General features: G+C 72.8%; 20 protein-coding genes. 9 read left to right on the forward strand and 11 right to left on the reverse strand.

Going from position 1 to position 19,610, the window contains the following annotated elements:
- Positions 1–12 precede the first annotated feature (12 nt).
- A complete protein-coding gene (locus ABZ842_RS20830; RefSeq protein WP_361538483.1) occupies positions 13–366 on the forward strand; it encodes an ATP-binding protein in 354 nt (117 codons plus the stop codon).
- A 116-nt stretch (positions 367–482) separates the two neighbouring features.
- Here the strand turns inward: ABZ842_RS20830 and ABZ842_RS20835 are convergent, their stop codons facing one another.
- From ABZ842_RS20835 to afsQ1, 5 genes are all read right to left on the reverse strand, one after another.
- Positions 483–683, reverse strand: a complete 201-nt coding sequence (locus ABZ842_RS20835) for a PspC domain-containing protein (RefSeq protein WP_361538485.1) — start codon at positions 681–683, stop codon at positions 483–485.
- A gap of 71 nt (positions 684–754) precedes the next feature.
- Positions 755–1,336 carry a VanZ family protein gene (locus tag ABZ842_RS20840; protein WP_361538487.1) on the reverse strand — a complete coding sequence of 194 codons (582 nt, stop codon included), beginning with the start codon at positions 1,334–1,336 and terminating at the stop codon, positions 755–757.
- 585 nt (positions 1,337–1,921) lie between these two features.
- A complete protein-coding gene (locus ABZ842_RS20845) occupies positions 1,922–2,572 on the reverse strand; it encodes a hypothetical protein (RefSeq protein WP_361538489.1) in 651 nt (216 codons plus the stop codon).
- Positions 2,569–4,134 carry a HAMP domain-containing sensor histidine kinase gene (locus ABZ842_RS20850; RefSeq protein ID WP_361538491.1) on the reverse strand — a complete coding sequence of 522 codons (1,566 nt, stop codon included), beginning with the start codon at positions 4,132–4,134 and terminating at the stop codon, positions 2,569–2,571. Before ABZ842_RS20850 ends, ABZ842_RS20845 begins: the two co-directional genes overlap by 4 nt.
- A 58-nt stretch (positions 4,135–4,192) precedes the next feature.
- Positions 4,193–4,870 carry a two-component system response regulator AfsQ1 gene (gene afsQ1, locus ABZ842_RS20855; RefSeq protein ID WP_361538493.1) on the reverse strand — a complete coding sequence of 226 codons (678 nt, stop codon included), beginning with the start codon at positions 4,868–4,870 and terminating at the stop codon, positions 4,193–4,195.
- 193 nt (positions 4,871–5,063) lie between these two features.
- Between afsQ1 and ABZ842_RS20860 the strand changes: the two genes are divergently transcribed.
- From ABZ842_RS20860 to ABZ842_RS20875, 4 genes are all read left to right on the forward strand, one after another.
- Complete coding sequence (locus ABZ842_RS20860) at positions 5,064–5,831, forward strand: SigE family RNA polymerase sigma factor (protein WP_361538495.1); 768 nt, start codon at positions 5,064–5,066, stop codon at positions 5,829–5,831.
- 357 nt (positions 5,832–6,188) lie between these two features.
- On the forward strand, positions 6,189–7,136 hold the full coding sequence (gene deoC / locus ABZ842_RS20865; protein WP_361538621.1) for a deoxyribose-phosphate aldolase: 948 nt from the start codon (positions 6,189–6,191) through the stop codon (positions 7,134–7,136).
- A 5-nt stretch (positions 7,137–7,141) separates the two neighbouring features.
- Complete coding sequence (locus tag ABZ842_RS20870) at positions 7,142–8,578, forward strand: aldehyde dehydrogenase family protein (RefSeq protein WP_361538497.1); 1,437 nt, start codon at positions 7,142–7,144, stop codon at positions 8,576–8,578.
- Positions 8,571–9,461, forward strand: coding sequence for an aldehyde dehydrogenase family protein (locus tag ABZ842_RS20875; protein WP_361538499.1), 891 nt, complete (start codon positions 8,571–8,573; stop codon positions 9,459–9,461). The genes ABZ842_RS20870 and ABZ842_RS20875 overlap by 8 nt, the downstream gene beginning before the upstream one ends.
- Positions 9,462–9,542: 81 nt before the next feature.
- Here ABZ842_RS20875 and ABZ842_RS20880 read toward each other — a convergent pair whose 3' ends face one another.
- The gene (locus tag ABZ842_RS20880) at positions 9,543–9,956 is read right to left on the reverse strand and encodes a hypothetical protein (RefSeq protein ID WP_361538501.1); all 414 of its coding nucleotides are present in this window, start codon (positions 9,954–9,956) and stop codon (positions 9,543–9,545) included.
- 139 nt (positions 9,957–10,095) lie between these two features.
- Here ABZ842_RS20880 and ABZ842_RS20885 point away from each other — a divergent pair, with 139 nt between their 5' ends.
- Positions 10,096–10,794, forward strand: a complete 699-nt coding sequence (locus ABZ842_RS20885; RefSeq protein ID WP_361538623.1) for an ATP-binding protein — start codon at positions 10,096–10,098, stop codon at positions 10,792–10,794.
- A complete protein-coding gene (locus tag ABZ842_RS20890) occupies positions 10,791–11,420 on the forward strand; it encodes a PH domain-containing protein (RefSeq protein ID WP_361538503.1) in 630 nt (209 codons plus the stop codon). Before ABZ842_RS20885 ends, ABZ842_RS20890 begins: the two co-directional genes overlap by 4 nt.
- A 12-nt stretch (positions 11,421–11,432) precedes the next feature.
- On the opposite strand, the gene ABZ842_RS20895 is transcribed toward ABZ842_RS20890, so the two are convergent.
- Together ABZ842_RS20895 and ABZ842_RS20900 are read right to left on the reverse strand one after the other, a co-directional pair.
- Positions 11,433–12,650 carry a glycosyltransferase family 39 protein gene (locus tag ABZ842_RS20895; RefSeq protein WP_361538625.1) on the reverse strand — a complete coding sequence of 406 codons (1,218 nt, stop codon included), beginning with the start codon at positions 12,648–12,650 and terminating at the stop codon, positions 11,433–11,435.
- Between the two features lie 307 nt (positions 12,651–12,957).
- Positions 12,958–13,530: a helix-turn-helix domain-containing protein gene (locus tag ABZ842_RS20900; RefSeq protein WP_361538505.1), complete on the reverse strand. Its 573-nt coding sequence runs from the start codon at positions 13,528–13,530 to the stop codon at positions 12,958–12,960.
- Positions 13,531–13,612: 82 nt separating this feature from the next.
- On the opposite strand from ABZ842_RS20900, the gene ABZ842_RS20905 reads away from it, so the two are divergent.
- Complete coding sequence (locus tag ABZ842_RS20905; protein WP_361538507.1) at positions 13,613–14,566, forward strand: NADP-dependent oxidoreductase; 954 nt, start codon at positions 13,613–13,615, stop codon at positions 14,564–14,566.
- A 91-nt stretch (positions 14,567–14,657) separates the two neighbouring features.
- On the opposite strand, the gene ABZ842_RS20910 is transcribed toward ABZ842_RS20905, so the two are convergent.
- From ABZ842_RS20910 to ABZ842_RS20920, 3 genes are all read right to left on the reverse strand, one after another.
- Entirely contained in the window at positions 14,658–16,310 is a 1,653-nt protein-coding gene (locus tag ABZ842_RS20910) for a phospho-sugar mutase (protein ID WP_361538509.1), read from the reverse strand.
- A 46-nt stretch (positions 16,311–16,356) separates the two neighbouring features.
- Positions 16,357–17,175, reverse strand: a complete 819-nt coding sequence (locus ABZ842_RS20915; protein ID WP_361538627.1) for a purine-nucleoside phosphorylase — start codon at positions 17,173–17,175, stop codon at positions 16,357–16,359.
- 126 nt (positions 17,176–17,301) lie between these two features.
- The gene (locus ABZ842_RS20920; RefSeq protein ID WP_361538511.1) at positions 17,302–17,739 is read right to left on the reverse strand and encodes a gamma-glutamylcyclotransferase; all 438 of its coding nucleotides are present in this window, start codon (positions 17,737–17,739) and stop codon (positions 17,302–17,304) included.
- A 265-nt stretch (positions 17,740–18,004) separates the two neighbouring features.
- Between ABZ842_RS20920 and ABZ842_RS20925 the strand changes: the two genes are divergently transcribed.
- Positions 18,005–19,444: an NAD(P)H-quinone dehydrogenase gene (locus tag ABZ842_RS20925; protein ID WP_361538512.1), complete on the forward strand. Its 1,440-nt coding sequence runs from the start codon at positions 18,005–18,007 to the stop codon at positions 19,442–19,444.
- Positions 19,445–19,610 lie beyond the last annotated feature (166 nt).

The following is a 19,610-nucleotide window of genomic DNA, read 5'->3' on the forward strand; positions in this document are numbered from 1 at the left end:
AGGACGACCCTGATGAAGCAGTCCGCAGTCAAGACCCTCGGTGTCACCGCGCTCGGCGCCGCCTTCGCCGCTGCCGCCGCGGGCACCGCCGCTGCCGCTCCCGCCGCGCTCCCCGCGGCGCCCTCGCTCGACACCGTTACCAGCGTGGTGCCGGTGCAGGACACCCTCACCCAGCTGCCCGCTGGTGCGCCCGACTCCCTGAGCGGTGCGCAGAACGCCCTCACCGAGAGCGCGAGCACCCTCCCCGGCACCCTCCAGGGTGCGGGCGAGCGCGTGCTGGGCGGCAAGGGCGCCGGTGGCGACCCGGTCTCCGGCCTGCTCGGCGGGCTGCCGGTCGGTGGCCTCACGGGCGGCGGGCTCACCTGACCCGGTGACCCCGGAAGTCTCCCCTCCCGCCGTCTCTTCCCCGTGAACGGCAGGCCGACGGGGCGGGTACGCGTCACAGTGCGCGTGCCCGCCCCGTTCGTCCGTACGGGCCCGGCTCACCAGGCGGTCGACGCGGTCTTCTCCGCCGGCAGGAAGATCCACAGCGCGAGATAGACGAGGAACTGCGGTCCGGGCAGCAGGCACGAGGCGACGAAGACGACGCGCATCGTGGTCGCGGAGGTGCCGAAGCGCCGCGCCAGCGCCGTGCACACCCCACCGATCATGCGTCCCTGACGCGGGCGGACAAGTGCGGCCATGGTGGGCTCCTTAGCGAGAACCGATATCCGATGGCTCCATCGTCGCCGTGCGAAGCGGGCAAAGCGTCGCTCTACGGGGCGATCCCGACCCTGGGAATCGTCGGGGTCGAGCCCTGAGCCACCTCATCCGCGGGTACGGGGCGGGCTACGACCTCCTCCTTACGGCGGGCCGACCGGGCGTCGGGCGCGAGCAGCCGACGGCGCAGCCGGGTCCGGGCCGCCGGGACCACCAGCAGGTGCGCCAGCGCCACTCCGGCGCTGTTCAGCAGCAGCGAGTCCACGTCCATCACGCGGCCGGCGATACCGGTCTGCAGCAGCTCGATGCCCAGCGAGATCAGCGCGCCGGCGGCGACCGTGCGCACGAGCGACCCGAGCGTCGACGCGGTGAGGCTGCCGCCGGCCATCGGGAGCAGGACCCCGAGCGGGGCGAGCAGCGCGAGGGCGCCGCCGATGCGTTGGGCGGCCTCGGCAGGGCCGAGCGCGAGGCTCGCCTCGATACCGGCGAACAGCTCCAGGTTGGCGGCGGCGACCCAGGGGACGTCGAGGGGGCGGAGCGTGAGCCATCCGACGAGGAGCAGGTGCGCGAGGAGGAGGAGCCCGCCTGCTGCGCGGAAGCGGATGGCGGTGTTGCCGCCCTTACCTTGACGCTGCACGCCCCACAAGACGCACGCGCGGCGTGTCCCGGTTCCCACGACCTGCCCCCGCCCCGCCGTTTCCCCTGCGGGACGCGCTGCGCTGTGCTGGCCGGTGTCGGGTGGCCCGCGCCCCTGACATGCTCGCCGTTTCCCTGTGGGGCATGTTGGTCTGTGCGGCCAGGTGGTGGGTTGCCCGCGCAGTTCCGCCCCCTGTGCCCTGCGGGCACGGGGGGACCCCCAGCGCTCCTAGATGCCCACCCGCCGTTGTCCCGCGGGCAGATTGGTCCCTGCGACCCGGTGGGTGGTTCTCGCGCAGTTCCGCCCCCTGTGCCCTGCGGGCACGGGGGGACCCCCAGCGCCCCTGTTTCGCTGCTCCCGTCATTTGTCTGCGGGCCAGGGCATGGGTTTTTAGGGGCGCGGGGAACTGCGCGACAAGCCGACCACCGGGCCGCAGAGACCAGACCCCCCGCAGGGAAACGGCGAGCATGTCAGGGGCGCTGGGGTCCCCCCGTGCCCGCAGGGGCACAGGGGGCGGAACTGCGCGGGCAACCCACCACCGGCCAGCACAGCGCAGCGCACCCCGCAGGGGAAACCGCAGGTGTGTCAGGGGGACGAGGGGCGGGTGGGGAGGGGGTCCTTGGGGCGGGTCTTGGACTCGGGCGGGCAGTCGTACGCACGGGGGGCGTACGAACCCGGGCCTCCCAACAGCACCGCGCCGTCCAGCACGCCCACCCGGTTCTCCGCCAGCGTGCAGACGAGCTGTGACAGGGACTGGGGCTCCAGGTCCTCCGGCTGACGGCTCAGGCGGAGCGTCGCGCCGGGGTCGCCGGAGCGCGCCGGGCCGAGCGTCATCGGCTTCGGGACGTGCGTGGAGAAGCCCGCCTCCTGCTCCGCGTCCGACGGCTCCCGCTGCAACTCCGCCAGCACCGCCCGCGCCACCTGGAGCGTCCCGCGGGCCGGCTCCTTGGAGCTCGCCGCCGGGACGTCCGCCGTGCGGTCGACCGCCACAAGTTGGGAGCCGCACACCAGGTAGATCCGTACCGGGAGCGCCTGCGGATGGACCTGGCCCGTGGCGTCCCCGCGCACCTCGCACGGCACCCGCGACGGCGCCGGGCCGCCGTCGACCGGCACCTGGGTGGGGCGGATGCCGCAGCCCGTGAGCGTCAGCGCGCCCACCAGCAGTGCGCACCAGGCGTACGCCAGTCTGCCGCGGCCGACCCCGTCGCCGGACCCGTCGCCGACTGCTCGCGTCACCGCACGCCTTCCTCTCCGGGCTCCGGGTCCTGCCCGCCGGTCTCGGGGTTCGGAGCGTCGGGCCGCGGAAGCCGCAGCACGAACACCGCGCCGTCGCCGTCCGGCGAGTTCGCGGCCGTGATGGTGCCGCCGTGGATGTGCGCGTTCTCCACCGCGATGGAGAGCCCGAGCCCGCTGCCCTCGGACCGCGGCCGGGACGCGCTCGCCTTGTAGAAGCGGTCGAAGACGTGCGGAAGCACGTCCTCGGGGATGCCGGGACCGTGGTCGCGCACCTCGATCACCAGCTCGCCGCCGGTGTTCTCGCGCGAGGTCGCCCCCGTCTTCGGGTCCACCGCGCGCACCGACACCCGCACCGGGGAGCCGCCGTGCTTGAGCGCGTTCCCGATCAGGTTCGCCAGGATGACGTCGAGGCGGCGCGGATCGAGCCGCGCCATGATGCCGCGCTCCGCGTCCAGCTCCACCGCGTCCAGCCACGCCCGTGCGTCGATGCACGCCGTGACCTGGTCGGCGACGTCCACCGTGTCCAGGACGACCTTCGCGGTGCCCGCGTCGAAGCGGGTCACCTCCATCAGGTTCTCCACCAGGTCGCCCAGCCGCCGGGTCTCGCTCACCACCAGGTTCACCGCGGGCGCGATCATCGGGTCGAGGTTGTCGACCTCGTCCTCCAACACCTCCGTGACCGCGGTCAGCGCGGTCAGCGGAGTGCGCAGCTCGTGGGACATGTCCGCGACGAAGCGCCGGCTCGACTCCTCCCGCGCGCTCATGTCCGCGACCTGCTTCTCCAATGACTCCGCGGTCTTGTTGAAGGTGCGGGCCAGCTCCGCGAGTTCGTCCGTGCCCGAGACCCGCAACCGGGTGTCGAGCTGGCCCTCGCCGAGCCTGCGGGCCGCGTCGCCGAGGCGTCGCACCGGCTTGAGCACCGTCGTCGCCGCGGCCTGCGCCAACAGCGCCGAGCCGGCCAGCGCCAGCGCGGTCGCGATCCCCAGCGACCAGGCCAGGGTGTTGAGGTCCTTGCTCTCCTGGTCGAGCGACTTGAACAGGAAGCCCGTCGGACCACCGTTGACGATCTTGGTGCCGCCCACGAGGTACGGCTTGCCGTCGCGCTCGATCCGCTGCCAGTACAGGTGGTACGGGGCGGAGTTGCCCGCGCCCGTCTCCTGCCGCTTGCCCACCTGGTCGCGCAGCCGCTGCGGCACGTCGTCGTAGGTGAACTCGTCCGGGTCGGACGCCCCGGCCACCGGCTTGCCCTTGGCGCGCTCGCCGATCAGGAGGACGTTGTACCCGGCCTTGCCGTGGCTCATCTGCTCGGCCGCGGCCTGCAGCTCCTCCTGCGTCGCGTTCAGCGGCAGCGTCGCGGCCTGGCCCTGCATCTGCCCGCGGAAGTCGTCGATCGCCGAGTCCTGCGTACGGGTCAGCACCGCTTCGCGGTTGAGCCAGTACGCGATGCCGGACGCCGAGACGGCGGCGGTCAGCGCGACCACGGCGAAGACGACCACGAGCCGCAGTCGCAGACTCGTCCAGCGCAGCCCGGTGCGTATGAAACGTCGTGCGGTACGGCTCACCGAACGGCACCCGTGGAGGTGCTGCCCGGCAGGGGGAGCCGTCGGAAGAACGGTCGGATCACTGAGGGACGTCCAGTCGGTAGCCCACGCCCCGGACGGTGCGGATCAGCGTCGGGGAGGACGGCACGTCCTCCACCTTCGCCCGCAGCCGCTGCACGCAGGCGTCCACCAGCCGGGAGTCCCCGAGGTAGTCGTGTTCCCACACCAGCCGCAGCAACTGCTGCCGGGACAGGGCCTGTCCCGGTCGGCGGCTCAGTTCCAACAGGAGTCTCAGCTCGGTCGGCGTGAGCTGGAGGTCGTCACCGTTCTTGGTGACCGTCATCGCGGAGCGGTCGATCACCAACGAGCCGAAGGTGGCGGAGTCCGTGGACTCCCGCTCGCCGCGGCGCAGCACCGCGCGGATGCGGGCGTCCAGGACCCGGCCCTGGACGGGTTTGACCACGTAGTCGTCGGCACCGGACTCCAACCCCACGACGACGTCGATGTCGTCGCTGCGGGCGGTCAGCAAGATGATCGGCAACTGGTCGGTTCGGCGGATGCGACGGCACACTTCGAAGCCGTCGATCCCGGGCAGCATGACATCCAGCACGATCAGATCCGGCCGCTGCTCGCGCAGCAGTTTCAGGCCGTCCTCGCCCGTCGCCGCGGTGGCCACACGGTGGCCCTGGCGCGTCAGGGAGAGTTCGAGGGCCGTGCGGATGGCGTCGTCGTCCTCGATCAGCAACAGGAAAGGCACGGGGGTCATTCTGGCCCATGGGCGTCCCGGAGTTCGACCGGTGCACCGGTCGCTTCCCGCGGGGGCCCTGTGACAGGTCTGTGACAGTCGGCGGACACCTCGATGAAATCGCCTCGGCAAGCTTGTGCACATCGCCGACGGCCGGGACGGAGAAGGCGAAACGATCCACACACCACTCGACGGGGGGCGCGAGATGACCGCGATGCACAGCACCACCTCAACCGCTGTTGTCACGCGTCTCCACGACATGACCCGGGCCGCGGACCGCGCAGGCGTCGCCACCGGCCGGGGCTGCGCCCGCAGCACCTGCCGTCAGCACAAGACGTCGTCGTTCATGACGGTCGTCGAGACGAACGGCGCGGCGGCGGCGGTCGAGTCGGTGGTCGAGTCGGTGGAGCCGGCCGCCGCGACGGGGCCGGCGGTGAGCGCGCCGTCGCTCACGGAGGCGGAGTTCACCGCGTACGTCCGGGAGCGCCGCTCCTCGCTGTACGCGACGGCCTACCACCTCACCGGCGACCGCTACGAGGCCGAGGACCTGCTGCAGAGCGCGCTCTTCTCCACGTACCGCGCCTGGGAGCGGATCAGCGACAAGGCAGCCGTGGGGGGCTACCTCCGTCGCACCATGACCAATCTGCACATCAGCGCCTGGCGCCGGCGCAAGCTCAACGAGTACCCGACGGAGGAGCTGCCGGAGACGGCGAGCGACACCGACGCGATGCGGGGGACCGAGCTGCGTGCCGTGCTGTGGCAGGCGCTCGCCCGGCTTCCCGAGCTCCAGCGCACGATGCTGGTCCTCCGTTACTACGAGGGCCGCACCGACCCGGAGATCGCGGACATCCTGGACATCAGCGTCGGCACGGTGAAGTCCAGCATCTGGCGCTCGCTGCGCCGGATGCGGGAGGACGAGGCCCTGAGCTTCGGCCGCGACATGGAGGAGTCCTTCGGCGAGCTGGTGGCCTGAAGGCGACGGGGGAAACCACGGGGGAGCACGAGGGGGGAGACCACGGGGGACACACGGGGGAAGAACGGGGGATCAGGGCGCCTCGCTTCGGGGGAAGCGGTGCGTTCGACCGGGGGACACGGGGTCGGGGGGATCCCGTGGACACCTCAGCACGGGGGAACAGGGTTCGTGGGGGACCCTTCGAGCGGGGCTGGACGGGCCGGGGGGTCTTGTCCGGCCCCGCTCCTTTCTGTTCCCGCTCCTCATCTGTTCCCCCGCTCCTTCTGAGTTCGCGTTCTCTTGGCGTTGCCTCTGTTCGTGCGGGGAGCGGCCCCCTGTACAGGTCGCTACGCGCGTAGATATGCTCTCGTGGTGACCATGCCCCGCATCACCTCAGCCCTCGCCGACGTGACCGCGTCCGACCAGGCCCTTCGCCGGTTCCTCCATGGGCTGCCCGGCGTCGACCCCGTCGGGCTCGAAGCACGTGCCGCCGCCCTCGGGACCCGGTCGATCAAGACCACGGCCAAGGCGTACGCCATCGACCTCGCCGTCTCGATGATCGACCTCACCACCCTGGAGGGCGCGGACACCCCCGGCAAGGTCCGGGCCCTCGCCACCAAGGCCGTGCGGCCCGACCCCACCGACCGGACCGTGCCGACGACCGCCGCCGTCTGCGTCTATCCGGACATGGTCGCCACCGCGAAGGAGGCGCTGGGCGGCGCCGACGTCAAGGTGGCGTCCGTCGCCACCGCCTTCCCCGCGGGCCGCGCCGCCCTCGGCGTGAAGCTCGCGGACACCCGGGACGCGGTCGCCGCCGGGGCCGACGAGATCGACATGGTCATCGACCGCGGCGCCTTCCTCGCCGGCCGCTACCTGAAGGTGTTCGAGGAGATCGTCGCCGTCAAGGAGGCCGCGGGCCCGGCCCGGCTGAAGGTCATCTTCGAGACCGGCGAGCTGTCCACGTACGACAACATCCGCCGCGCCTCCTGGCTCGGCATGCTCGCCGGCGCGGACTTCATCAAGACCTCGACCGGGAAGGTCGCGGTCAACGCCACCCCGGCGAACACCCTGCTGATGCTGGAGGCCGTGCGCGACTTCCGGGTGCAGACCGGCGTGCAGGTGGGGGTGAAGCCCGCGGGCGGCATCCGCACCAGCAAGGACGCGTTGAAGTTCCTCGTGCTGGTGAACGAGACCGCCGGCCCGGACTGGCTGGACCCGCACTGGTTCCGCTTCGGCGCCTCCAGCCTGCTCAACGACCTGCTGATGCAGCGCCAGAAGCTGGCGACCGGCCGCTACTCCGGCCCCGACTACGTAACGGTGGACTGAGCACGATGACGAATCCATTTGAGTACGCCCCCGCGCCCGAGTCGCGCGCGGTCGTCGACATCGCGCCCTCGTACGGCCTCTTCATCGACGGAGAGTTCACCGACGGCTCCGGCGAGGAGCGCCACAAGACCCTCGCGCCCGCGACGGAGGAGGTCCTCGCGGAGTACGTGCAGGCGACCGAGGCCGACGTGGACCGCGCGGTGCGCGCCGCCGGCAAGGCGTTCGAGAAGTGGTCGGCGCTGCCCGGCGCCGAGCGCGCCAAGTACCTGTTCCGGATCGCCCGGATCATCCAGGAGCGCAGCCGCGAGCTGGCCGTCCTGGAGACCCTGGACAACGGCAAGCCGATCCGGGAGACCCGGGACGTGGACCTGCCGCTGGTCGCCGCGCACTTCTTCTACTACGCCGGCTGGGCCGACAAGTTGGACCACGCGGGCTTCGGCCCGGACCCGAAGCCGCTGGGCGTCGCCGGGCAGGTCATCCCGTGGAACTTCCCGCTGCTGATGCTGGCGTGGAAGATCGCCCCCGCGCTCGCCACCGGCAACACCGTCGTGCTGAAGCCGGCCGAGACGACCCCGCTGTCCGCGCTGTTCTTCGCCGACATCTGCCGGCAGGCCGGGCTGCCGAAGGGCGTCGTCAACATCGTCACCGGCGACGGCCGCACCGGTGCCGCGCTGGTCGCCCACCCGGACGTGGCCAAGGTCGCCTTCACCGGCTCCACCGCCGTCGGCAAGGCGATCGCCCGCCAGGTCGCCGGCAGCACCAAGAAGCTCACCCTGGAGCTGGGCGGCAAGGGCGCGAACATCGTCTTCGACGACGCCCCGATCGACCAGGCCGTGGAAGGCATCGTCAGCGGCATCTTCTTCAACCAGGGCCAGGTCTGCTGCGCCGGCTCGCGCCTGCTGGTCCAGGAGTCGATCCAGGACGAGGTGCTGGACGCGCTCAAGCGCCGGCTCGCCACCCTTCGCCTGGGCGACCCGCTCGACAAGAACACCGACATCGGCGCCATCAACTCGGCCGAGCAGCTCGCCCGGATCACCGCGCTCGCCGAGACCGGCGAGGCGGAGGGCGCGGAGCGCTGGAGCGCCCCGTGCGAGCTGCCGTCCAACGGATACTGGTTCGCCCCCACCCTGTTCACCGGCGTCACCCAGGCGCACACCGTGGCCCGTGACGAGATCTTCGGCCCCGTGCTGTCGGTGCTCACCTTCCGCACCCCGGACGAGGCCGTCGCCAAGGCCAACAACAGCCAGTACGGACTCTCCGCCGGCATCTGGACGGAGAAGGGCTCCCGCATCCTCGCGGTCGCGAACAAGCTCCGCGCCGGCGTCGTCTGGGCCAACACCTTCAACAAGTTCGACCCGACCTCGCCCTTCGGCGGCTACAAGGAGTCGGGCTTCGGCCGCGAGGGCGGTCGCCACGGCCTGGAGGCTTACCTCGATGTCTGAGACCCGACTGAGCGTGTTCAAGACCTACAAGCTGTACGTGGGGGGCAAGTTCCCCCGCTCCGAGAGCGGCCGGGTGTACGAGGTGACCGACTCCAAGTCCGGCGCGTGGCTGGCGAACGCGCCGCTCTCCTCCCGCAAGGACGCCCGGGACGCCGTCGTCGCGGCCCGCAAGGCGTTCGGCGGCTGGTCCGGCGCGACCGCGTACAACCGTGGACAGGTCCTGTACCGCGTCGCGGAGATGCTGGAGGGCCGGCGCGAGCAGTTCGTGCGCGAGGTCGCCGCGGCGGAGGGGCTGTCGAAGTCGAAGGCGGCGGCCGTCGTGGACGCGAGCGTCGACCGCTGGGTCTGGTACGCCGGCTGGACCGACAAGATCGCGCAGGTGGTGGGCGGTGCGAACCCGGTCGCCGGCCCGTACTTCAACCTCTCCACGCCCGAGCCCACCGGGGTCGTCGCAGTCCTCGCCCCCCAGGAGTCCTCCTTCCTGGGCCTGGTGTCGGTGCTCGCCCCGGTGATCGCCACCGGCAACACCGCCGTGCTGGTCGCCAGCGAGCGGGCCCCGCTGCCGGCGCTCTCGCTCGGCGAGGTGCTGGCCACCTCCGACGTCCCGGGCGGGGTGGTGAACGTGCTCTCCGGCCGTACGGCAGAGCTCGCGCCGCCGCTCGCCGCGCACCAGGACGTGAACGCGATCGACCTGGCCGGCGCGGACGGGGCGCTGGCGAAGGAGTTGGAGATCGCGGCGGCGGACAACATGAAGCGGGTGCTGCGGCCGGCGCCGGTGGACTTCGCCGCGGACCCGGGCACCGGCCGGCTGACCGCGTTCCTGGAGACGAAGACGGTGTGGCACCCCACGGGCGCGCTGGGCGCCGCGGGTTCGTCGTACTGACGCAACGAAACGGGAGAGGGCCCTCCGGCAGGCGACCGGAGGGCCCTCTCCCGTCCCGACTTCAGCGGCCCTGCGGCGGCCCTACAGCGGCAGGGTCTGCACCACGCCGCCGACGACCGGCAGGTCCTTCAGCGCGCCGCCGTCGGACAGCGGGCCCGTCACCAGGTCCGTACCCACCGGCTTGAAGTCCGCGACCTGGGTGCCGACGCCGTTCGCCAGCGGGTCGACGCCCGTCTGCGCCAGCGGGTTGATCTGGTGTTCCTTGAGGTAGCCGAGGCCGCTCACCGAGTTCGTCAGCGCGTCGGTCACGCCGGCGCCCGGCCCCGACAGGGCGCTGCCCAGCACGTCGAGGCCGCCGAGTTCGCCCACGGGCAGGGCGACGGGGGCCGCCTGCGCCGCCGTCTGGCCCGCGCCGAGGGCGGCGGCCACCGCGGCGACGGTCAGCCCGGCGCCCAGGGCGAACCGTCGGGGGGTGGAGGGGGTCTGCGAGGTCATGGCTGCCTGCCTACCAATCTGTGCCTGAGGGTAATGGATCGGACACATAGGGTATTTGAGGCGATGATCCCGGATCCACCTCATCCCCGGTGGGTCCCCTCCACGGGGCAATGCCTCACACTGGTGTTCCGTGACTGCGATCCCCGCCCAACCCTCCCCGGCCACGCGCGTGCTGCTGCTCGCCGGCCCCTCCGGCTCCGGGAAGTCGTCGCTGGCCGCGCGCACGGGACTGCCGGTGCTGCGCCTCGACGACTTCTACAAGGAGGCCGGCGACCCGACCCTGCCGCTCGTCCCGGACAGCGCCGACATCGACTGGGACTCCCCGAAGTCGTGGGACGCGGACGCGGCCGTGGCGGCGATCGAGGAGCTGTGCCGCACCGGACGCACGCACGTCCCGGTGTACGACATCGCGACCAGCGCCCGGGTCGGCCGGGACGCGCTCGCGATCGACCGCACGCCCCTGTTCGTCGCCGAGGGGATCTTCGCCGCCGACATCGTCGTCCGCTGCCAGCAGATGGGCGTCCTCGCCGACGCGATCTGCCTGCGCGGACGCCCCGCCACCACCTTCCGCCGCCGGCTGCTGCGCGATCTGCGCGAGGGCCGCAAGTCCGTGCCGTTCCTGCTGCGCCGAGGCTGGCGCCTGATGCGCGCCGAACGCGGCATCGTCAACCGGCAGGCACTGCTCGGGGCGCACCCCTGCGGCAAGCAAGAAGCGCTGGGGCGGGTGGCCGCGGCGGCGGCGGGCCGGCATCGGCCCGCGGTGCCGGCCGCGGTCGCGCCCACGGCGCCGCCCGCGAGCGCGCCCGTTTCCGGGCGTACGGCAGAATCGGACGCATGAGCAAGCCTGAGTCGCCCGCAGAGCCCACCTACGCCGACCGCGCGTACCGGTCGACCTCGGGAATGGTGGGCGGTGCGCTGCTGCTGGCGCTGATTGCCTGGCTCGGCGGGGACGCGGTCCTCCGCGGCGACGGGCTCACCCCGCTGTACGCCATCGCCGGCGCCCTCCTCGCCGCGCCGCTGGTCATCGCGTTCACCCTGCGGCCCGCGGTGTTCGCCAACGAGGACCGGGTCCGGATCCGCAACCCGTTCCGGACGATCACCCTGCCCTGGGGCGCGGTCGGCACGATCCGGGCCGCCTACTCCACCGAGGTCGTCGCCAAGGACGGCACGAAGTTCCCGATGTGGGCGATCCCGGTCTCCCTGCGCCAGCGCAAGCGCGCCAGCCGCCAGGAGATGAAGCGCGAACGCGACCAGGGCAAGGGGCGCGAGACGGAGCTGCGGCCGGTGCAGCGGGCGCAGGCGGACGAGGCGATCGGCGAGCTGCGCGAGCTGTTCGAGCGGCACGGCGCTGAGCAGGGCGGACAGGGCGGTCAGGCCGAGGTCTCGGTCCGCTGGTCGTACGAGGTCCTCGCACCGACGCTCGCGGGCGCGCTGGTGCTGGTCGTCCTCTCCGTGGTGCGCTGACCGCGGTACGCCTCACGGGGGCCCCGGCCAGACCAGGAGCATGTGGGCGCCCAGCCAGGCCGACAGCAGCGTGGCCCCCGTCAACACCACCGCGACCGTCAGCCGACGGCGGGCCCTGGCCAGCGCCAGGGCGAGCGGCAGCAGCAGCGGGAAGCCGGGCAGCAGGAAGCGGGCCCGCGGGAAGTACACCCCCGCACTCCCCAGCACCACCAGCAACAGGACGCCCGTGAACACCAGTAGCGGCAGCGGCTGCCGCTCCGCCAGGCACAGCACGTACAGCACCACGCCCAGCACCAGGCACGCGGAGACCGCGAGCACGAACAGCTGCGGGCGCGGCTCGTAGAACAGCTGCTGACGCAGCTCCAGCACGGTCGCCCGGCCGCCGTCCCACTCGTTCTTCCACAGCCGCTGTACGGCGAAGTAGCCGTCGACGCGACCGACGCGCGCCCCCACCCACCCCACGAACCCCAGCCACCCCAGGGGCGCGAGGACGGCGGCGACGAGTGCGGCGGGGCGGGGGCCGCCGTGGCGGCGCCGACAGGACAACAGGGCCGCCAGCGTCACCGCGGCGGCCAGCGCCACACCCGTGGGGCGGGTGAGCCCGGCGAGACAGGCGAGGCCGCCCGCCGCCAGCCAGCGGCCGGTGAGGACCGCGTACAGCGACCACGCGGTCAGCGCGGTGAACAGGGACTCCGTGTACCCCATCCACTGCACGACCCCGACCGGGAACGCGCCCCACAGGATCGCCAGCAGGGTGCCCGTGCGCCGGCCGTGGAGGCGCTCCCCGACGGCGTAGACGCCCCAGGCGGCGATCAACGAGCAGACGACGGAGAGCACGAGGCCGACGGAGGCGCGGGAGCCGGGGGTGACGGCGGCGAACGCCCTCACCAGGAGGGGGTAGAGGGGGAAGAAGGCGAGGTTGTTGGTGTTGACGCGGGTGCCGAGCTCGTCGGTGTAGCCGTGCTCGGCGATGCCGAGGTACCAGGAGGAGTCCCAGGAGGTGGCGAGCTGGGGCCACACCCCGTGCCCCTTGGCGTGCGCCAGCCGGGCGAGCAGCGCGAGCCCGACCAGCCGCACCGCCAGATACCCGAGGAGCGCGGGCCCCGCGGCCCGCAGCGAACGCAGCACCCGGTGCCGGCCGCCGGGGCTGCCGCTCCGCCGGCGGAACGGCAGCCCCGCCGGCCGGCGGGACGCGGGGACGTACGCACGAACGGTCGCTGCGGGGGACAACGGCGGCTGCTCCTGGTGGCTCGGCGCGCGCGGGGGTGTGCGCTTGCGGGCCACGATCGCCCGCGGGGAGGGGGTGGTGGGGCGGGGCGTCGCCACGACGTACAGGAATCACCCGCGCGGTGCAGTGCGGGTGATTCCTGTCCGATACGTGTTCGCACCCCGTCCCGGGTCCACCCGGTGCGCGTGCACCACGCGGTGTGCCGAGGCTCGCAGCCGTGCGGGGGGCGCCTTCCAAAGGGCGGGCGCGCGTGCGGGCGCTGTGCGCCGCTGCCCGCCATGGTGGGCGCCGCCCCTCCTCGCGGCAGACTCAGCCGACCGGCGGGGCCGGCGGTGCGACCGCCTCACGCAGTTCGGCGGCGGTCTGGGCGACGAGCTCGGAGAGGGTCGCGTCCGGGTCTGCCAGCCAGCGGGACGTGGCGCGCCGGGAGACCGCTATCGCCACGTCGATGATGAAGCGTGCTTTGCCGGGTTCGACGCCGCGGTGCTCAAGCGCCCGTGTCAGCGCGTCGGCGATGTCGGCGAGCTTGATCAGATCGCGCTCGGCCAGTGCCGGGCTGGCGGCGATCACCCTGACGCGGCGCAGCAGGAACTCGCGCGGGCGGAAGATCTCGTCGGCGGTCCCCAGCGCGGTCAGCAGCGCATCGATCGGCGTGAGGCCCGGGTCGGCCGCCTCGACCTGGGCGACGAGGTGGGCCTGGAGCTCGTCACCGGCGAAGAGGACTTCCCGCTTGTCGGGGAAATAGCGGTAGAACGAGCGCTCGGTCAGGCCGGCGGTGCGTGCGATCTGTGCGACCGAGGTGCGCTCGAACCCCTGCGCTTCGAACAGCTCCAGTGCAGCGCGCTTGAGCCGGCCCTGTGCGTCTGACTCCCATCTCGGCATGCCCACCAGGGTATGACAGCAGAGGCTGTCGTCGCGGCGTTAAGGTTGATGACAACAGATGCTGTCATCAATGGAGGTCGTCATGAAGGCTCTTCAGTTCGACCGGTTCGGCTCCCCGGACGTGATCGTGCTTCGTGAGGTCCCGAAGCCGGAGCCGGGACCCGGCCAGATCCGGATCGCCGTACGGGCGTGCGGGCTGACGCCGGGTGACTGGGCGGTGGTCGACGGCCTGCTCGCCGACAGGTTGCCGCCGCTGCCGCGCGGGCTCGGCGTTGAGGTCGCGGGCACCGTCGACGCGCTCGGTGAGGGCGTCATCGGTGTCGAAGTCGGCGACCGCGTGTTCGGCCCGGCGGTCTTCGACGGCCCGACAGCCGGGGCCGCCGAGTACGCGCTGATGGCGGTCTGGGCGCGCATTCCCGTGGGCGTCACCGCCGAGCAGGCCGCCGCGCTGCCGATGGCGGCCGAGACGGCATGGCACGCGCTCGACGACCTCGGCGTCCAGCCGGGTGAGCTACTGCTCGTTCATGGCGCGGGCTCCACCGTGGGAGAGGCGGCGGTGCGCTTCGCGCTGCACCGGGGTGTCCAGGTGATCGCCACCGCCGGGCCGACGCGGGCCGCAGCCCTGGAAGAGGTCGGTGCCCGGGTGACCCGCTACGGCGACGGCATGGCCGAACGCGTCGCTGCATTGGCCGGCGGCCGAGTCGACCGCGCCCTGGACGCGGCCCCGACCGGTGGCCGGATCGACCGCGCCCACCAGGCCAGCCCGGGCGGCGGCTCGCTGCCGTCGCTGATCGAGCTGACCGGGGACCCCGACCGCGTCCTCACCGTCTCGGACTTCGCCGCCGCGGCCGAGCTGGGGACCCGGATCACTCAGATAGAGATGCGCTACGACCGGATGGGCGAGTTCGCCCGGCTGGCCGGCGAAGGCGTTCTCGTCGTTTCGGTCGCCCGCACCTACCCGCTCGATCAGATCCAGGAGGCGGCCAAGCTCAGCCAGTCCCGTCGGCCCGGCGGCAAGCTCATGCTCGTCCTGTGACCGGGTGACTGGACTGGTCACAGTCCGCGCCCCGCCGAGTCCCGTTCTCTGGCTCGGTGGGGCGCCCCCGTTGGTCCCAAACCCCGGCCGGCTACAGCCCGGCAGACGTGGCGAGGTCGGACTTGAGCGACTGGAGCAGTTCCTCCGCCCGGGCCCGGGCCGACGGCAGCGCGTCCCGGTCCGCGACCGGGACCACGACCTCCAGGTAGCACTTCAGCTTCGGCTCCGTACCGCTGGGGCGGACGATCACCCGCGCCCGGTACGCACCGTCCAGGTGATACCGCAGGCCGTCCGTCGGCGGCAGATCGCCCGCGCCCTGCGCCAGGTCCTCCGTGGAGACGACCCGCAGCCCGGCAAGCTCCGCCGGCGGCGCACCCCGCAGGCGTGCCATCGCGGCGGTGATCACGCCCAGGTCCGACACCCGCACCGAGAGCTGGTCCGTCGCGTGCAGGCCGTGCTCGACCGCGAGGTCGTCCAGCAGGTCGCAGAGCGTGCGGCCCTCCTCCTTCAGCACCGAGGCCAGCTCCGTGATCAGCAGCGCCGCCGTGATGCCGTCCTTGTCGCGGACGCCGTCGGGGTCCACGCAGTAGCCGAGGGCCTCCTCGTAGCCGTACCGCAGCCCCTCCGCGCGGGCGATCCACTTGAAGCCGGTCAGGGTCTCCTCGTACCGCAGGCCCGCGGCCTCCGCGATCCGGCCGAGGAGCGAGGAGGAGACGATCGACTCGGCGAAGGTGCCGCGCGCGCCCGAGCGGACGAGGTGCGCGGCGAGCAGCGCGCCCACCTCGTCGCCGCGCAGCATGCGCCAGTCGCCCTCGTGGGGCACGGCGACGGCGCAGCGGTCCGCGTCCGGGTCGTTCGCGATGACCAGGTCGGGGCCGACGCGGCGGGCCGTGGCGAACGCCAGGTCCATCGCGCCCGGCTCCTCCGGGTTCGGGAACGCGACCGTCGGGAACGCCGGGTCCGGGTCGGCCTGTTCGGCCACCGGCACCGGCGCGGGGAAGCCCGCCCGGGCGAAGGCCGCCTCCAGCACCGGGCCGCCCACGCCGTGCAGCGCGGTGTGGACGGTGGTGGCGGTGCGCGGCGTACCGGCGGTGAGGACCGCGTCGGTGCGCTCCAGGTACGCCGTCAGCACCTCGTCGCCCAGCACCTGCCAGCCGGACTCGGCGCGGGAGACGTCCGCGAGGCTCGCGACCGCGTCGATCTCCGCGGCGATCCCGGTGTCCGCGGGCGGCACGATCTGCGAACCGTCGCCCAGGTACACCTTGTAGCCGTTGTCGCGCGGCGGGTTGTGCGAGGCGGTGACCTCCACGCCGGCGACGGCGCCCAGGTGCCTTATGGCGAAGGCGAGCACGGGGGTCGGCAGCGGGCGCGGCAGCACCGCGGCCCGCAGCCCCGCGCCCACCATCACCGCGGCGGTGTCGCGCGCGAAGTCGGCGGACTTGTAGCGCGCGTCGTACCCGATGACGACGAGGCCGTCGCCCTGCCCCTCGGCCTTGAGGTACGCGGCGAGCCCGGCGGCGGCGCGGATCACCACCGCGCGGTTCATCCGCATGGGCCCGGCGCCCAACTCGCCGCGGAGCCCGGCGGTGCCGAACTGGAGCGTGCCGGCGAAGCGGGCGGCCAACTCGGTGGTGTCACCGCCGGCCCGCGCCGTCTCGATGAGTTCCGCCAACTCCGTACGGGTGTCGGGGTCGGGGTCCTCGGCGAGCCAGGTCCCGGCCCGCTCCATGAGGTCCTGCTGCACGTCCGTCCGCCTCTCGTCGTTCCTCGCGTACGCCTTCGAGCCCGGGTCAGATCCGGGACAGGACCCGGGTCAGCAGTTCGCCCATGCGGGCTGCGGAGTCACGGCCGGCCTGGAGGACCTCTTCGTGGTTCAGCGGCTCGCCCGACAGGCCGGCGGCGAGGTTGGTGACGAGCGAGATGCCCAGCACCTCGGCGCCGGCCTCGCGCGCCGCGATGGCCTCCAGCACGGTGGACATGCCCACCAGGTGGCCGCCGATCGTCCGGACCATGTTGATCTCGGCCGGCGTCTCGTAGTGCGGACCGGTGAACTGGACGTACACGCCCTCCTCCAGGGAGGGGTCGACCTCCTTGCACAGGGCGCGCAGCCGCGGCGAGTACAGGTCGGTGAGGTCGACGAAGTTGGCGCCGACGATGGGGGAGGTGGCGGTGAGGTTGATGTGGTCGCTGATGAGGACCGGCTGGCCGGGGCGCATGCCCTCGCGCAGACCGCCGCAGCCGTTCGTCAGGATCACCGTCTTGCAGCCGGCGGCGACCGCGGTGCGCACGCCGTGGGCGACCGCGGCGACGCCCCGGCCCTCGTAGTAGTGCGTACGGCCCAGGAAGACCAGGGCCCGCTTGTCGCCGATGCGGTACGAGCGGATCCGGCCGCCGTGGCCGGCGACCGCGGGCGGCGGGAAGCCCGGCACCTCGGTGACCGGGAACTCGGACTCGGGCGCCCCCAGCGCGTCGACGGCCGGTGCCCAGCCGGAGCCCATCACGAGGGCCACGTCGTGGGTCTCGGCGCCGGTCAGCTCCCGCAGGCTCGCGGCGGCGGCGTCGGCCGCAGCATAGGGGTCGGCAGCAGCGCCGTTGAGGTCCGGATTCACATGTGCGTTCACGCGAACGAGGGTAGCCGCAGATTCCCTACGCGCGTAGATGAAGAAGCCGCGGACGCGCGGATCGTTGCCTTGTCGTTTCCGACGAACGCGCCCGGGGGCAGGCGCACACGGGCGTCAGCAGGGGCGCTTGCGCAGTTCCATCACGTAGTCGTGCGGCGCGCCGGCGGACTCGGCGGCGTCGGCCATCTCGCCCAGGTAGCGGGCCGACGGCAGCCCGCCCTCGTAGCCGTTCAGGACGTAGGTCCAGGCCGGCTCCTCGCCGTCCAGGGTGTGGACGCGGACCCGCATCCGCCGGTAGATGTCGAGGCCGACGCCCTCCCAACGGTCCATGGAGTCCTCGTCCATCGGAGCGATGTCGTAGAGGGCGACGAAGACCTGGGAGCGCGGCGCCTCCACGATCGTGGCCAGTGCTCCCTCCCAGCCCAGCTGCTCGCCGCCGAAGGTCAGCCGCCAGCCGTTCAGCCAGCCCGTGCCGCGCAGCGGGGAGTGCGGTGCGCGGCGGGACATCAGCCGCGCGTCGAGGTTGCCGGCGTACGCGGCGTAGAGCGACATGGGATCGAGGGTACGGGAGGGGCGCGGGTGGTTGCCTTGTCCGCTGTGTTTCCCGGCGTTCCGCGGTGGTCTGCAACGTTCTGTACTGCGGGAGAACGCCGGGTCGGCCCGGGGCGGCGGGGAATGCCGGCCCGGGCGCGGGGCAGGTTGATGCGTGCGGGACAATGGGGTACGTACTCCAGTCCGGCGGGACGCACGACGGGGCCCGCACGGCAGGCACCCGCACACCCACCCGGACCGAACGAGAGCGCGAGGCGTAACCCCAGTGACCCGGATCGTGATCATCGGCGGCGGACCCGGCGGATACGAGGCGGCCCTGGTGGGCGCCCAACTCGGCGCGGAGGTGACCGTCGTCGACTGCGACGGCCTCGGCGGCGCGTCCGTGCTGACCGACTGCGTCCCCTCGAAGACCCTGATCGCCACCGCCGAGGTGATGACCACCTTCGACTCCTCCTACGAAGAGCTCGGCATCATCGTCGCGGACGACACCCCGCCGCTGGAGCAGTCGGCCCGGGTCGTCGGCGTCGACCTCGGCAAGGTGAACCGACGGGTGAAGCGGCTGGCGCTCGCCCAGTCCCACGACATCACCGCGTCCGTGACCCGGGCCGGCGCCCGGGTGGTGCGCGGACGCGGCCGGCTGGAGGGCCAGCAGGCCGCGGACGGCTCGCGCACGGTCGTGGTCACCGCGGCCGACGGCACCGAGGAGCGGCTGACCGCGGACGCCGTCCTGATCGCCACCGGCGGCCACCCGCGCGAGATCCCCGACGCGCTCCCCGACGGCGAGCGCATCTTGAACTGGACCCAGGTCTACGACCTCGACGAGCTCCCCGAAGAGCTGATCGTGGTGGGCTCCGGCGTCACCGGCGCCGAGTTCGCCGGCGCGTACCAGGCGCTGGGATCCCGGGTCACCCTGGTCTCCTCGCGCGACCGCGTGCTGCCCGGCGAGGACCCGGACGCGGCGGCCGTGCTGGAGGACGTCTTCCGCCGCCGCGGGATGAACGTCATGGCCCGCTCCCGCGCCGAGTCCGCCAAGCGGGTCGGGGACCGGGTGGAGGTCACCCTCGCCGACGGCCGGGTGATCTCCGGCTCGCACTGCCTGATGGCGGTCGGCGCCATCCCCAACTCCGCCGGGATGGGCCTGGAGGAGGCGGGCGTGCGCCTGAAGGACTCCGGCCACATCTGGACGGACAAGGTCTCGCGCACCAGCGCTCCGGGCGTGTACGCGGCCGGTGACGTCACCGGGGTGTTCGCGCTGGCGTCGGTGGCGGCGATGCAGGGCCGCATCGCGATGTACCACTTCCTCGGCGACGCCGTGCAGCCGCTGAACCTGAAGACCGTCTCGTCGAACGTCTTCACGGACCCGGAGATCGCCACCGTCGGCTACACGCAGGCGGACGTGGACTCGGGGCTGATCGACGCCCGGGTGGTCAAGCTGCCGCTGCTGCGGAACGCGCGGGCGAAGATGCAGGGCATCCGGGACGGCTTCGTCAAGATCTTCTGCCGGCCGGGCACCGGGATCGTGGTCGGCGGCTGCGTGGTGGCGCCGCGGGCGAGCGAGCTGATCCACCCCATTTCGCTCGCGGTCGACAACAACCTGACCGTGGAACAGATCGCGAACGCGTTCACCGTGTACCCGTCCCTGTCGGGGTCGATCGCGGAGGTCGCGCGCCAGCTCCAGACGCGGAAGGCGACCGGCGAGGGCTGAGAGCCCGTCCGAGCAGGGGTTCAGGCCGGCCAAGGTGGGACAAACCCGGGCGGACGATTACTTTTCGCCCGCCCGGTGATCACCTTCCGACCTCGGTACGGTCAGGTGTGGACCCCGCCATACCACTCGGCAGCACGCTCCGAGCGCAAAACTCGTTAATCGGTGC

It is taken from the genome of Streptomyces sp. NPDC047315 (genome assembly GCF_040643215.1).
Classification (GTDB): Bacteria; Actinomycetota; Actinomycetes; order Streptomycetales; family Streptomycetaceae; genus Streptomyces.

Coding starts and splice junctions, on each gene's coding strand:
- ABZ842_RS20830 (WP_361538483.1), top strand. CDS start 13: ATGAAGCAGTCCGCAGTCAAGACCCTCGGTGTCACCGCGCTCGGCGCC.
- ABZ842_RS20835 (WP_361538485.1), bottom strand. CDS start 683: ATGGCCGCACTTGTCCGCCCGCGTCAGGGACGCATGATCGGTGGGGTG.
- ABZ842_RS20860 (WP_361538495.1), top strand. CDS start 5,064: ATGACCGCGATGCACAGCACCACCTCAACCGCTGTTGTCACGCGTCTC.
- deoC (WP_361538621.1), top strand. CDS start 6,189: ATGCCCCGCATCACCTCAGCCCTCGCCGACGTGACCGCGTCCGACCAG.
- ABZ842_RS20870 (WP_361538497.1), top strand. CDS start 7,142: ATGACGAATCCATTTGAGTACGCCCCCGCGCCCGAGTCGCGCGCGGTC.
- ABZ842_RS20875 (WP_361538499.1), top strand. CDS start 8,571: ATGTCTGAGACCCGACTGAGCGTGTTCAAGACCTACAAGCTGTACGTG.
- ABZ842_RS20880 (WP_361538501.1), bottom strand. CDS start 9,956: ATGACCTCGCAGACCCCCTCCACCCCCCGACGGTTCGCCCTGGGCGCC.
- ABZ842_RS20890 (WP_361538503.1), top strand. CDS start 10,791: ATGAGCAAGCCTGAGTCGCCCGCAGAGCCCACCTACGCCGACCGCGCG.
- ABZ842_RS20900 (WP_361538505.1), bottom strand. CDS start 13,530: ATGCCGAGATGGGAGTCAGACGCACAGGGCCGGCTCAAGCGCGCTGCA.
- ABZ842_RS20905 (WP_361538507.1), top strand. CDS start 13,613: ATGAAGGCTCTTCAGTTCGACCGGTTCGGCTCCCCGGACGTGATCGTG.
- ABZ842_RS20920 (WP_361538511.1), bottom strand. CDS start 17,739: ATGTCGCTCTACGCCGCGTACGCCGGCAACCTCGACGCGCGGCTGATG.